Raw genomic sequence first — 12748 nt, 5'->3', positions numbered from 1 at the left:
CATAAAAATGGGGTATGTTTTAGCAGAGTATGCTGAAAAAGCGCGAACAGCACACCAATAACTGAAATAAAGCGCTGCACAACAACATCACAACAATCGTAATAACCATAATAATGGGGAATCTCAGGATGAACATGAAGGGTAAAGCGTTACTGGCAGGATGTATTGCGTTGGCATTCAGCACCATGGCACAGGCAGACATTAAGGTGGCTGTGGTTGGCGCAATGTCCGGTCCGGTAGCACAGTACGGCGACCAGGAATTTACGGGCGCTGAACAGGCGGTTGCAGACATTAATGCTAAGGGCGGTATTAAAGGCGAAAAACTGCAGATCGTAAAATATGATGATGCCTGTGACCCGAAACAAGCGGTAGCGGTTGCGAACAAAGTGGTGAACGACGGGATCAAATACGTTATCGGTCACCTGTGCTCTTCCTCAACTCAGCCTGCGTCTGACATCTACGAAGACGAAGGGATTCTGATGATCACCCCGGCGGCGACCGCACCGGAGCTGACCGCGCGCGGCTACAAACTGACCCTGCGCACCACGGGCCTGGACTCTGACCAGGGCCCAACGGCGGCGAAATACATTCTGGATAAAGTGAAGCCGAAGCGTATCGCGATTGTTCATGACAAACAGCAGTACGGTGAAGGTCTGGCGCGTGCGGTGCAGGATGGTCTGAAGAAAGGCAACGCCAATGTGGTCTTCTTCGATGGGATCACTGCCGGTGAGAAAGACTTCTCCACGCTGGTGGCGCGCCTGAAAAAAGAGAATATCGATTTCGTTTACTACGGCGGTTACCACCCGGAGATGGGCCAGATCCTGCGCCAGGCGCGTGCAGCCGGTCTGAAAACCCAGTTTATGGGGCCTGAAGGCGTAGCGAACGTTTCCCTGTCTAACATCGCGGGTGAATCTGCGGAAGGCCTGCTGGTGACCAAGCCGAAGAACTACGACCAGGTCCCTGCGAACAAACCTATCGTAGATGCCATCAAGGCTAAGAAACAGGATCCAAGCGGCGCGTTCGTCTGGACCACCTACGCTGCGCTGCAGTCTCTGCAGGCGGGTCTGAACCAGTCAGCCGATCCGGCTGAGATTGCGACCTGGCTGAAAGCGAACACCGTCGAAACCGTGATGGGACCACTGTCCTGGGATGAGAAGGGTGACCTGAAAGGCTTTGAGTTCGGCGTGTTTGACTGGCATGCCAACGGTACGGCGACAGACGCCAAATAATTTTCCCGTCGCCTTTCGCGCCGCAGGTGCGTTGGCTGCGTTATTCAACCCCGGTCACTTACTTATGTAAGCTCCCGGGGATTTCATAACTTGCCGCCTTCCTGCAACACGAAATGCTTGGGAAAATACGGTGGAGAATGTAGGCCGGGTAAGGCGCAGCCGCCACCCGGCTTTCTTTTAGCGCTTCTCCCACCCACTCTCCTGCGCCGTAAACCCTAACGCCTGCATAAACGCCGCCATCACGCCGCGGTCTTCTACGCCTACGTCAGCCATCCACCATGAGGTCACGTTCGGGTTTTCGCGGATCACTTCTTCAATTAAATACTGCCCCACGCCGCGACGCCGGGTGACGTCACGTACACGCAGTGAGTCCAGCGCCCCTTCTGTACCGCTCAGGGTCACGCGAACCGCAGCCAGCAGGCGTTCGTTGAAACGCGCGGCATAAATGCGGTGAGTCTCGTCGACGCGTAGCGACGAAGGGGAATATTCCGGCCAGATCTTGCCCAGGTCGATATGATCCTGGTCGCTAAAGGTCACCAGACGCACGATAGTCAGTTTCATTAGCTACATGTCCAAATCAAATTGAGTAGGGGCAGTGTACTCAATTTATTCACTCAGCGGCTTCCTCTTTTTATTCTCATTAACCAGGTGATTAGTTTTTTGGTAACGCGCTGGGCAGTTTGAAAACACATGGATCGAAAAATAAGCAGAATTTTAACCTGAATGGTAGTGATTTATTCGGCGCTTTGTACCGTTATTTTATGCTGCAAACTGCACTTTTATTTGTTTATCTCTGCATGATTTCAGAATATTATCTTTGCTTAATCGCCTGAAAAATAGAGATTTTAGTCTGGTTTTTGGCAAAAAACTGCGCTAAACCATTAAAGGCACTGGTAAAAATAGCGTTGTGCATTAAAAGTACAGAATGCTTTTTAACCATAATAAAACAAAATATAAACACGACATCACGAATGGGGATTCTGAGATGAAAAGGAACGCGAAAACATTTATCGCGGGAATGGTTGCACTGGCGATCTCGCATGCAGCCATGGCGGAAGAGATCAAAGTTGCGGTCGTGGGCGCAATGTCCGGCCCTGTTGCCCAGTGGGGTGATATGGAGTTCAACGGCGCGCGTCAGGCCATCAAAGACATCAACGCCAAAGGCGGCATCAAAGGCGACAAGCTGGTGGGCGTGGAATATGACGACGCCTGCGATCCGAAACAGGCCGTCGCGGTCGCCAACAAAATCGTCAACGATGGCATCCAGTATGTGATTGGCCACCTGTGCTCATCGTCCACCCAGCCTGCGTCTGATATCTACGAAGACGAAGGTATTCTGATGATCACCCCCGGCGCCACTAACCCAGAACTGACCCAGCGCGGCTATCAGCACATTATGCGTACCGCCGGTCTCGATTCTTCCCAGGGACCCACCGCCGCCAAATTTATCCTCGAAACCGTAAAGCCAAAGCGCATTGCCATCATTCATGACAAGCAGCAGTACGGCGAAGGCCTGGCGCGTTCCGTTCAGGACGGCCTGAAAAAAGGTGGCGCGAACATCGTCTTCTTTGACGGCATCACTGCCGGTGAGAAAGACTTCTCCGCGCTGATTGCTCGTCTGCAAAAAGAGAACATCGACTTCGTTTACTACGGCGGCTACTACCCTGAAATGGGGCAGATGCTGCGTCAGGCACGCGCCACCGGTCTGAAAACCCAGTTTATGGGACCAGAGGGCGTGGGTAATGCCTCCCTGTCGAACATCGCGGGCGATTCTGCCGAAGGCATGCTGGTTACGATGCCAAAACGCTATGACCAGGATCCTGCGAACAAGGCTATCGTTGATGCGCTTAAGGCGCAGAAAAAGGACCCGAGTGGTCCGTATGTCTGGATCACCTACGCGGCCGTACAGTCTCTGGCGACGGCTCTGGAGCGTACCGGCAGCAAAGAGCCGTTGGATCTGGTGAAAGATTTAAAAGCACACGGGGCGAACACCGTGATTGGGCCGCTGAACTGGGATGAGAAAGGCGATCTGAAGGGATTTGAGTTTGGTGTCTTTAAGTGGCACGCCGACGGGTCTTCCTCGGCCGCCAAATAATTATCCCGCCGCCCGGACCGCCGGGCGGGAATAAAAAGGTTTGCATATGTCCGAGCAGTTTCTCTATTTCCTGCAGCAGATGTTTAACGGCGTCACGCTGGGAAGCACCTACGCGCTGATTGCCATCGGCTATACGATGGTTTACGGCATTATCGGCATGATCAACTTCGCCCACGGCGAGGTGTACATGATCGGTAGCTACATCTCCTTTATGATCATCGCCGCCCTGATGATGATGGGCATCGACAGCAGCTGGCTGCTGGTTGCCGCCGGGTTTGTCGGCGCCATTGTGATCGCCAGCGCCTATGGCTGGAGCATCGAGCGTGTGGCCTATCGGCCGGTGCGCAGCTCCAAGCGTCTGATTGCGCTCATCTCCGCCATCGGTATGTCGATCTTCCTGCAAAACTACGTCAGCCTGACCGAAGGGTCGCGCGACGTGGCGCTGCCAAGCCTGTTTAACGGCCAGTGGATCGTGGGGGCCAGCGAAAACTTCTCTGCCTCTATCACCACCATGCAGCTCGTCATCTGGGTCGTGACCTTTATTGCAATGCTCGCCCTGACGCTGTTCATCCGTTATTCCCGCATGGGGCGCGCCTGCCGTGCCTGCGCGGAAGACCTGAAGATGGCGAGCCTGCTTGGCATCAATACTGACCGCGTGATTGCCCTGACCTTCGTGATCGGTGCCGCGATGGCGGCAGTGGCGGGCGTGCTGCTCGGCCAGTTCTACGGCGTGATCAACCCGTACATCGGCTTTATGGCCGGAATGAAAGCCTTCACCGCGGCAGTACTTGGCGGTATCGGCAGTATTCCTGGCGCGATGATCGGCGGCCTGATCCTGGGCGTGGCGGAAGCGCTCTCCTCGGCGTACCTGAGCACCGAATATAAAGACGTGGTGTCGTTTGCCCTGCTGATTCTGGTTCTGCTGGTCATGCCTACCGGTATTCTGGGCCGTCCGGAGGTAGAGAAAGTATGAAACCGATGCATTTTGCAATGGCGCTGCTCTCTGCCGCCATGTTCTTCGTGCTGGCGGGCGTCTTTATGGGCGTCCGGCTGGAGCTGAGCGGCACCAAACTGGTGGTGGATACCGCACCTGACATCCGCTGGCAGTGGGTGTTTATTGGCACGGCGGTGGTGTTCCTGTTCCAGCTGCTGCGTCCGCTGTTCCAGAAAACGCTGAAAGGTGTCTCCGGGCCGAAATTTGTTCTTCCGGCTATCGACGGTTCCACCGTGAAGCAAAAGCTGTTCCTCGTGGCGCTGCTGGTGGCGGCCGTGGCGTGGCCATTCGTGGTCTCGCGCGGCACGGTGGATATCGCTACCCTGACCATGATTTACGTGATTTTGGGTCTCGGTCTGAACGTGGTGGTGGGGCTCTCTGGCCTGCTGGTGCTGGGCTACGGTGGTTTTTACGCCATCGGTGCCTACACCTTCGCGCTGCTGAACCATTATTACGGCCTCGGCTTCTGGACCTGTCTGCCGCTGGCGGGCCTGGTTTCTGCCGCTGCGGGCTTCCTGCTGGGCTTCCCGGTGCTGCGCCTGCGCGGTGACTACCTGGCGATTGTGACCCTAGGCTTCGGCGAAATCGTCCGTATCCTGCTGCTGAATAACACCGAAATCACCGGTGGTCCGAACGGCATCAGCCAGATCCCGAAACCGACCTTCTTCGGGCTGGAGTTCAGCCGTACCGCCCGCGAAGGCGGCTGGGATACCTTCAGCAACTTCTTTGGCGTGAAGTATGACCCGTCCGACCGCGTGATTTGGCTCTACCTGGTTGCGCTGCTGCTGGTGGTGGTGACCCTTTTCGTGATTAACCGTCTGCTGCGCATGCCGCTGGGCCGCGCGTGGGAAGCGCTGCGTGAAGATGAGATCGCCTGCCGCTCCCTGGGCCTGAACCCGACCCGCATCAAGCTGACCGCGTTTACCATCAGCGCCGCGTTTGCCGGTTTCGCCGGGACGCTGTTTGCCGCGCGTCAGGGCTTCGTCAGCCCGGAATCGTTCACGTTTGCCGAATCGGCCTTTGTGCTGGCGATTGTGGTGCTCGGCGGGATGGGCTCGCAGTTTGCCGTCATTCTCGCGGCCATCCTACTGGTGGTCTCGCGCGAGCTGATGCGTGACTTTAACGAATACAGCATGCTGATGCTGGGTGGTTTGATGGTGCTGATGATGATCTGGCGTCCGCAGGGCCTGCTGCCGATGACCCGTCCACAGCTGAAGCTGAAGAACGGGAAAGCGAAAGGAGAGCAGGCATGAGTCAGCCATTATTATCCGTTAACGGTCTGATGATGCGTTTTGGCGGCCTGCTGGCGGTCAACAACGTGAATCTGGATCTGCATAAGAAAGAGATCGTCTCCCTGATTGGCCCCAACGGCGCGGGAAAAACCACGGTGTTTAACTGTCTGACCGGTTTCTACAAGCCTACGGGCGGCACCATCATGCTGCGCGATAAGCACCTGGAAGGGCTGCCGGGCCAGCAAATTGCCCGCATGGGCGTGGTGCGTACCTTCCAGCACGTGCGCCTGTTCCGCGAGATGACGGTGATTGAGAACCTGCTGGTGGCACAGCATCAGCAGCTCAAAACCGGGCTGTTCTCCGGTCTGCTGAAGACTCCGGCCTTCCGCCGCGCCCAGGAGGAGGCCCTCGACCGCGCCGCCACCTGGCTCGACCGCATCGGCTTGCTGCAGCACGCCAACCGTCAGGCGAGCAACCTGGCCTACGGCGATCAGCGTCGTCTGGAGATTGTGCGCTGCATGGTGACGCAGCCGGAGATCCTGATGCTCGACGAACCGGCGGCGGGCCTCAACCCGAAAGAGACCAAAGAGCTGGACGAGCTAATTGCCGAGCTACGCGATCACCACGACACCACCATCCTGCTGATTGAGCACGACATGAAGCTGGTGATGGGTATTTCGGACCGTATTTACGTGGTCAACCAGGGCACGCCGCTGGCAAACGGCACGCCGGAAGAGATCCGCAACAATCCGGACGTGATCCGCGCGTACCTTGGTGAGGCATAAGATGGAAAAAGCGATGTTAACGTTCGACAAGGTCAATGCGCACTACGGCAAGATCCAGGCGCTGCACGACGTCAGCCTGCACATCAATCAGGGTGAAATCGTCACCCTGATTGGCGCCAACGGCGCGGGCAAAACCACGCTGCTCGGTACCCTGTGCGGCGACCCGCGGGCTACCAGCGGGCGGATTGTGTTTGATGGCAAAGACATTACCGACTGGCAGACTGCAAAAATCATGCGTGAAGCGGTGGCGATTGTTCCGGAAGGGCGTCGCGTCTTCTCGCGCATGACGGTGGAAGAGAACCTAGCGATGGGCGGCTTCTTCGCTCACCGCGATGAATACCAGACCCGCATCAAGTGGGTATACGAACTCTTCCCGCGCCTGTGGGAGCGCCGTATTCAGCGTGCGGGCACCATGTCCGGCGGTGAGCAGCAGATGCTGGCGATTGGCCGCGCGCTGATGAGCCAGCCACGCCTGCTGCTGCTGGACGAACCGTCGCTCGGTCTGGCGCCGATCATTATCCAGCAGATCTTCGACACCATCGAGCAGCTGCGTAAAGAGGGGATGACCATCTTCCTCGTCGAGCAGAACGCCAACCAGGCGCTGAAGCTCGCCGACCGTGGCTACGTGCTGGAAAACGGCCGCGTGGTGCTTGAAGATACCGGCGATGCGCTGCTGGCGAACGAAGCGGTGCGGAGCGCGTACCTCGGAGGCTAAGCCGTCTGTGTTGCCCGGTGGCGCTTACGCTTACCGGGCCTACATGCCTTTCTCCCTCTCCCTGTGGGAGAGGGCCGGGGTGAGGGCATCAGACCGCACTCAATCACCCAACCCCCCAACACCCTTCACACAACCATCATCCCCCTGACGCTTTGCTGTCACTTATCTGTAAACAAACAGTTATTTTTCTGTCATTCGAGCATGTCATGTTACCTCGCGAGCATAAAACGCGTGATATCGCGCATCCGGCACAATAAGAGAGATGACAATGACATCGTTACGACACACAGCTTTGGGTCTGGCACTGGGTCTGGCTTTTGCGACGAACGCAATGGCTGTCACCACCATTCCATTCTGGCATTCCATGGAAGGGGAGTTGGGTAAAGAAGTTGACTCCCTGGCGCAGCGTTTCAACGACACCCACCCGGATTACAAGATTGTGCCGGTGTACAAAGGCAACTACGAGCAGAGCCTGAGCGCGGGCATCGCCGCCTTCCGTACCGGTAACGCTCCTGCACTGTTACAGGTTTATGAAGTGGGTACCGCGACCATGATGGCCTCCAAAGCCATCAAGCCGGTCTATGAAGTCTTCAAAGAGGCGGGCATCAACTTCGACGAGTCGCAGTTCGTGCCAACCGTGGCGGGCTACTACACCGATTCCAAAACCGGTCACCTGCTGTCTCAGCCGTTTAACAGCTCCACGCCGGTCCTGTACTACAACAAAGACGCCTTCAGGAAAGCCGGTTTAGATCCGGAGCAGCCGCCAAAAACCTGGCAGGATCTGGCCGACTATACCGCGAAGCTGAAAGCTGCAGGGATGAAGTGCGGCTACGCCAGCGGCTGGCAGGGCTGGATCCAGATTGAAAACTTCAGCGCCTGGCACGGCCTGCCGGTTGCCACCAAAAACAACGGCTTCGACGGCACCGACGCGGTACTGGAGTTCAACAAGCCGAAGCAGGTGAAGCACATTGCGCTGCTGGAAGCGCTCAACAAAAAGGGCGATTTCAGCTACTTCGGCCGTAAAGACGAATCCACTGAAAAGTTCTACAACGGTGACTGCGCTATTACCACCGCGTCTTCCGGTTCGCTGGCAGATATCCGTCACTACGCCAAATTCAACTACGGCGTGGGCATGATGCCGTACGACGCTGACGTGAAGGGCGCGCCGCAGAACGCCATCATCGGCGGGGCCAGCCTGTGGGTGATGCAGGGCAAAGACAAGGGCACCTACAAAGGCGTGGCCGAGTTCCTCGACTTCCTGGCGAAGCCAGAAATTGCCGCTGAGTGGCACCAGAAAACCGGCTACCTGCCGATCACCAAAGCCGCCTATGACCTGACCCGCGAGCAGGGCTTCTACAGCAAAAACCCGGGCGCGGATATCGCGACGCGTCAGATGCTGAACAAGCCGCCATTGCCGTTCACCAAAGGTCTGCGTCTGGGCAACATGCCGCAGATCCGCACCATCGTGGATGAAGAGCTGGAAAGCGTGTGGACCGGGAAGAAAACGCCTCAACAGGCGCTGGATTCAGCGGTAGAACGCGGGAATCAGCTGCTGCGCCGTTTTGAGCAGTCGACCAAATCGTAATCTGTGATTCGCCCGGTGGCGCTACGCTTACCGGGCCTACGACGTGCCACATGTAGGCCGGGTAAGGCGTAGCCGCCACCCGGCATTGTTCAGGAACCCAATCTCAATGTCATCATCCCGTCCGGTGTTCCGCTCCCGCTGGCTGCCCTATCTTCTGGTCGCGCCGCAGCTGGTCATCACCGTTATCTTCTTTATCTGGCCTGCGGGCGAAGCGCTGTGGTACTCGGTACAAAGCGTCGACCCGTTCGGGCTGTCCAGCCAGTTTGTTGGCCTGGACAACTTCACCGCGCTGTTCCACGACAGCTACTATCTGGACTCCTTCTGGACGACGATGAAATTCAGCGCGCTGGTCACCGTCAGCGGTCTGGTCGCTTCGCTGTTCTTTGCCGCGCTGGTGGATTACGTGGTGCGCGGCAGCCGCCTGTATCAGACCCTGATGCTGCTGCCTTACGCCGTCGCGCCTGCCGTCGCCGCCGTACTGTGGATCTTCCTGTTTAACCCTGGGCGCGGGCTGATTACCCACTTCCTGGCCGAATTGGGTTACGACTGGAACCACGCCCAGAACAGCGGTCAGGCGATGTTCCTGGTGGTGTTCGCCTCGGTGTGGAAGCAGATCAGCTATAACTTCCTGTTCTTCTTTGCCGCACTGCAGTCCATCCCGCGTTCGCTGGTGGAAGCCGCGGCGATTGACGGCGCAGGGCCGGTTCGCCGCTTCTTCAGATTATCGCTGCCGCTGATCGCCCCGGTGAGTTTCTTCCTGCTGGTGGTTAACCTCGTGTACGCCTTCTTCGACACTTTCCCGGTGATCGACGCGGCGACCGCGGGCGGCCCGGTGCAGGCGACCACGACGCTTATCTATAAGATCTACCGCGAAGGCTTTGCGGGGCTTGATCTCTCGGCCTCCGCCGCGCAGTCGGTGGTGCTGATGTTCCTCGTCATCATCCTCACGGTGGTGCAGTTCCGCTATGTTGAAAGTAAGGTGCGCTACCAATGATTGAGAACCGTCGCGGGCTGACGATTTTCAGCCATACCATGCTGATTTTAGGGATCATCGTCATCCTGTTTCCGCTGTACGTGGCGTTTGTCGCCGCCACGCTGGACACCAAAGCGGTGTTCGACACGCCGATGACGCTGATCCCAGGTTCGCATTTGTTTGAGAACATGAAGACCATCTGGACCCAGGGCGTGGGCGCGAACAGCGCGCCGTTCTGGCTGATGATGCTCAACAGCTTCATCATGGCGTTCGGCATCACCGTCGGCAAAATCACGGTGTCGATGCTCTCCGCCTTCGCCATCGTCTGGTTCCGTTTTCCGCTGCGCAACCTCTTCTTCTGGATGATCTTTATCACCCTGATGCTGCCGGTGGAAGTGCGTATCTTCCCGACGGTGGAAGTGATCGCCAACCTGAAGATGCTCGACAGCTACGCGGGCTTAACCCTGCCGCTGATGGCCTCGGCGACCGCCACCTTCCTGTTCCGCCAGTTCTTTATGACCCTGCCGGACGAGCTGATTGAAGCCGCGCGTATCGACGGCGCGTCACCGATGCGCTTCTTCCGCGATATCGTGCTGCCGCTGTCGAAAACCAACCTTGCGGCGCTGTTTGTGATCACCTTTATCTACGGCTGGAACCAGTACCTGTGGCCGCTGCTGATTATCCAGGACGTCAGCCTCGGCACCGCCGTCGCGGGCATCAAAGGCATGATTGCCACCGGCGAAGGCACCACCCTCTGGAACCAGGTGATGGCGGCGATGCTGCTCACCCTTATCCCACCCGTAGTCATTGTTTTAGCCATGCAGCGCGCGCTTGTCCGCGGCCTGGTCGATAGCGAGAAATAAGATGGCAGGTTTAAAACTTCAGGCAGTAACCAAAAGCTGGGACGGCAAAACCCAGGTCATTCAGCCGCTGACGCTCGACGTAGCGGACGGGGAATTTATCGTGATGGTTGGCCCGTCCGGCTGCGGCAAATCCACCCTGCTGCGCATGGTGGCGGGGCTGGAGCGCGTGACCTCCGGCGATATCTGGATTGACCGCCAGCGCGTCACCGAGATGGAACCGAAGGATCGCGGTATTGCGATGGTGTTTCAGAACTACGCCCTCTATCCGCACATGAGCGTGGAAGAGAATATGGCGTGGGGGCTGAAAATCCGCGGCATGGGCAAAGGCCATATCGACGAGCGCGTCAAAGAAGCGGCACGCATTCTGGAACTGGACGGCCTGCTCAAGCGCCGCCCGCGCGAGCTCTCCGGTGGTCAGCGCCAGCGCGTGGCGATGGGACGCGCCATCGTGCGCGACCCGGCGGTATTCCTGTTCGATGAACCGCTCTCCAACCTGGATGCCAAGCTGCGCGTGCAGATGCGTCTTGAGCTGCAACAGCTCCATCGCCGTCTGAAAACCACCTCCCTGTACGTGACCCACGATCAGGTCGAAGCTATGACCCTTGCCCAGCGCGTGATGGTGATGAACAAAGGCATCGCCGAGCAGATTGGTACGCCGGTGGATGTTTACGAGAAACCGGCCACCCGCTTTGTGGCGAGCTTTATCGGCAGCCCGGCAATGAATTTGCTGGAAGGGCGTATCAGCAATGCAGGCACGCACTTTGAGCTGGAAAGCGGGATGGCATTACCGATCAACTGGTACTATCGTGGCTACGCCGGGCGTAAGATGACGCTCGGGATCCGCCCCGAGCATATCGGTTTAACCTCTCAGGCGGACGGCGGCGTGCCGCTGGTGATGGACACGCTGGAGATGTTGGGGGCAGATAACCTGGCGCACGGGCGCTGGGGTGAGCAAAAAATGGTGGTGCGTCTGGCACATCAGGAGCGCCCGAAAGCAGGCAGCACGCTGTGGCTGCACCTGCCGGAAAATCATCTGCACCTCTTTGATGGTGAAACAGGACAACGAGTATGAGCAACTGGCCTTATCCCCACATCGTCGCCCACCGTGGCGGCGGTAAACTGGCGCCGGAAAATACCCTGGCGGCGATTGATGTTGGCGCGCGCTACGGTCACACGATGATCGAGTTTGACGCCAAGCTGTCGAAGGACGGCGAGATTTTCCTGCTGCATGACGACAACCTCGAACGCACCAGCAACGGCTGGGGCGTAGCGGGTGAACTGCCGTGGCGCGATCTGCTGAAAGTGGATGCCGGAAGCTGGTACAGCGGTGAATTCAAAGGCGAACCGCTGCCGCTGCTGGCGGAGGTGGCGGACCGCTGTCGTCAGCACGGCATGATGGCAAACATTGAAATCAAACCGACCACCGGCACCGGGACGCTGACGGGTAAAGTCATTGCGCTGGCCGCGCGTGAGCTATGGGAAGGGATGACGGCGCCGCTGCTCTCCTCGTTTGAAATTGACGCCCTGGAAGCGGCCCAGGCTGCCGTGCCTGAACTCCCGCGTGGGCTGCTGCTGGACGAGTGGCGTGAGGACTGGCGCGAGCTGACGACCCGCTTAGGCTGTGTCTCTATCCATCTCAATCACAGGCTGCTGGACGAGGCGCGGGTGAAGATGCTCAAAGACGCGGGTCTGCATATTCTGGTTTATACCGTGAATAAACCCCAGCGTGCAGCCGAACTGCTGCGCTGGGGCGTGGACAGCATCTGTACCGATGCCATAGACCTGATCGGCCCGAACTTTAGTTCTGCGGGTTAAGCATACTGCCATTCGACTGCGACGGCAGCATATGCTGCTGTCCGCTGCCTGACGACGTCATCCCACCTAACATCCCACCGTTTTTATTCGGCAGCGGCTGCTCACGCACCTGTCCCTGCTGCACGCGCTGGGTGTTGGCGTTCATCTGATTTTGCAGGCTCTGCTGCTGCATCTGGGTCTGTGTTTTCAACTGCTGGTTCAGCATCCCTTTTTGCTGTTGCTGCTGGCTCATCATCTCCGTCTGCATACGCTGCTGGCTCGGGATGACATAACCCTGCTGGTTCGGGTTGTTCATGGTGTTAAGTGGCTGTGCGAGCGCGGCAAATGGGATCAGCGCCGCAAGAATCAGTAAGCGTTTCATTGTCATTTCCTCCTGTTGAGGTCTCTCTTAAGTTTACCCTGATTTCACCATGACGATGATTTTTTAGGAGTTGTGAACCAGGCTTAAGCGGGGAATATGGA

Annotated in this window: 13 protein-coding genes; 11 read left to right on the top strand and 2 right to left on the bottom strand. The window is 57.6% G+C overall.

The genetic code is table 11. The features are described 5' to 3' along the window. Window positions 1-128 precede the first annotated feature (128 nt). Window positions 129-1229 (top strand): branched chain amino acid ABC transporter substrate-binding protein LivJ, encoded by a 1101-nt coding sequence (gene livJ / locus O1723_RS20235; RefSeq protein ID WP_014882117.1) that lies wholly within the window; start codon window positions 129-131, stop codon window positions 1227-1229. 177 nt (window positions 1230-1406) lie between these two features. Here livJ and panM read toward each other — a convergent pair whose 3' ends face one another. Beyond that, the gene (gene panM / locus O1723_RS20230; RefSeq protein ID WP_014882118.1) at window positions 1407-1790 is read right to left on the bottom strand and encodes an aspartate 1-decarboxylase autocleavage activator PanM; all 384 of its coding nucleotides are present in this window, start codon (window positions 1788-1790) and stop codon (window positions 1407-1409) included. Between the two features lie 424 nt (window positions 1791-2214). Here panM and livK point away from each other — a divergent pair, with 424 nt between their 5' ends. From livK to ugpQ, 10 genes are all read left to right on the top strand, one after another. Further along, window positions 2215-3324, top strand: coding sequence for a high-affinity branched-chain amino acid ABC transporter substrate-binding protein LivK (livK, locus tag O1723_RS20225; RefSeq protein WP_014882120.1), 1110 nt, complete (start codon window positions 2215-2217; stop codon window positions 3322-3324). 46 nt (window positions 3325-3370) lie between these two features. Then, the gene (gene livH, locus O1723_RS20220; protein WP_014882121.1) at window positions 3371-4297 is read left to right on the top strand and encodes a high-affinity branched-chain amino acid ABC transporter permease LivH; all 927 of its coding nucleotides are present in this window, start codon (window positions 3371-3373) and stop codon (window positions 4295-4297) included. After that, complete coding sequence (livM, locus tag O1723_RS20215) at window positions 4294-5571, top strand: branched chain amino acid ABC transporter permease LivM (protein ID WP_023336594.1); 1278 nt, start codon at window positions 4294-4296, stop codon at window positions 5569-5571. The genes livH and livM overlap by 4 nt, the downstream gene beginning before the upstream one ends. Further along, a complete protein-coding gene (livG, locus tag O1723_RS20210) occupies window positions 5568-6335 on the top strand; it encodes a high-affinity branched-chain amino acid ABC transporter ATP-binding protein LivG (protein ID WP_014882123.1) in 768 nt (255 codons plus the stop codon). Before livM ends, livG begins: the two co-directional genes overlap by 4 nt. A gap of 1 nt (window position 6336) precedes the next feature. Continuing rightward, entirely contained in the window at window positions 6337-7050 is a 714-nt protein-coding gene (gene livF / locus O1723_RS20205) for a high-affinity branched-chain amino acid ABC transporter ATP-binding protein LivF (RefSeq protein WP_006812273.1), read from the top strand. Between the two features lie 268 nt (window positions 7051-7318). Next, window positions 7319-8635: a sn-glycerol-3-phosphate ABC transporter substrate-binding protein UgpB gene (gene ugpB / locus O1723_RS20200; protein WP_023336595.1), complete on the top strand. Its 1317-nt coding sequence runs from the start codon at window positions 7319-7321 to the stop codon at window positions 8633-8635. A 106-nt stretch (window positions 8636-8741) separates the two neighbouring features. Then, complete coding sequence (ugpA, locus tag O1723_RS20195) at window positions 8742-9629, top strand: sn-glycerol-3-phosphate ABC transporter permease UgpA (protein ID WP_023331792.1); 888 nt, start codon at window positions 8742-8744, stop codon at window positions 9627-9629. Further along, window positions 9626-10471, top strand: a complete 846-nt coding sequence (gene ugpE, locus O1723_RS20190; RefSeq protein ID WP_023336596.1) for a sn-glycerol-3-phosphate ABC transporter permease UgpE — start codon at window positions 9626-9628, stop codon at window positions 10469-10471. Before ugpA ends, ugpE begins: the two co-directional genes overlap by 4 nt. Window position 10472: 1 nt before the next feature. Then, window positions 10473-11543: a sn-glycerol-3-phosphate import ATP-binding protein UgpC gene (locus O1723_RS20185; protein ID WP_014882127.1), complete on the top strand. Its 1071-nt coding sequence runs from the start codon at window positions 10473-10475 to the stop codon at window positions 11541-11543. Then, a complete protein-coding gene (gene ugpQ, locus O1723_RS20180) occupies window positions 11540-12286 on the top strand; it encodes a glycerophosphodiester phosphodiesterase (protein ID WP_023336597.1) in 747 nt (248 codons plus the stop codon). The genes O1723_RS20185 and ugpQ overlap by 4 nt, the downstream gene beginning before the upstream one ends. On the opposite strand, the gene O1723_RS20175 is transcribed toward ugpQ, so the two are convergent. Further along, the gene (locus tag O1723_RS20175; protein WP_023331795.1) at window positions 12270-12647 is read right to left on the bottom strand and encodes a DUF2756 family protein; all 378 of its coding nucleotides are present in this window, start codon (window positions 12645-12647) and stop codon (window positions 12270-12272) included. The genes ugpQ and O1723_RS20175 overlap by 17 nt on opposite strands. Window positions 12648-12748 lie beyond the last annotated feature (101 nt).

It is taken from the genome of Enterobacter cloacae complex sp. HYC080_NIDB, assembly GCF_056673325.1.
The sequence above is the reverse complement of the archived record's forward strand: the minus strand, read 5'-3'. Positions and strand labels throughout refer to the sequence as shown.

Coding starts and splice junctions, on each gene's coding strand:
- livM (WP_023336594.1), top strand. CDS start 4,294: ATGAAACCGATGCATTTTGCAATGGCGCTGCTCTCTGCCGCCATGTTC.
- O1723_RS20185 (WP_014882127.1), top strand. CDS start 10,473: ATGGCAGGTTTAAAACTTCAGGCAGTAACCAAAAGCTGGGACGGCAAA.
- ugpQ (WP_023336597.1), top strand. CDS start 11,540: ATGAGCAACTGGCCTTATCCCCACATCGTCGCCCACCGTGGCGGCGGT.
- O1723_RS20175 (WP_023331795.1), bottom strand. CDS start 12,647: ATGAAACGCTTACTGATTCTTGCGGCGCTGATCCCATTTGCCGCGCTC.
- ugpB (WP_023336595.1), top strand. CDS start 7,319: ATGACATCGTTACGACACACAGCTTTGGGTCTGGCACTGGGTCTGGCT.
- ugpA (WP_023331792.1), top strand. CDS start 8,742: ATGTCATCATCCCGTCCGGTGTTCCGCTCCCGCTGGCTGCCCTATCTT.
- ugpE (WP_023336596.1), top strand. CDS start 9,626: ATGATTGAGAACCGTCGCGGGCTGACGATTTTCAGCCATACCATGCTG.
- livF (WP_006812273.1), top strand. CDS start 6,337: ATGGAAAAAGCGATGTTAACGTTCGACAAGGTCAATGCGCACTACGGC.
- livJ (WP_014882117.1), top strand. CDS start 129: ATGAACATGAAGGGTAAAGCGTTACTGGCAGGATGTATTGCGTTGGCA.
- panM (WP_014882118.1), bottom strand. CDS start 1,790: ATGAAACTGACTATCGTGCGTCTGGTGACCTTTAGCGACCAGGATCAT.
- livH (WP_014882121.1), top strand. CDS start 3,371: ATGTCCGAGCAGTTTCTCTATTTCCTGCAGCAGATGTTTAACGGCGTC.
- livK (WP_014882120.1), top strand. CDS start 2,215: ATGAAAAGGAACGCGAAAACATTTATCGCGGGAATGGTTGCACTGGCG.
- livG (WP_014882123.1), top strand. CDS start 5,568: ATGAGTCAGCCATTATTATCCGTTAACGGTCTGATGATGCGTTTTGGC.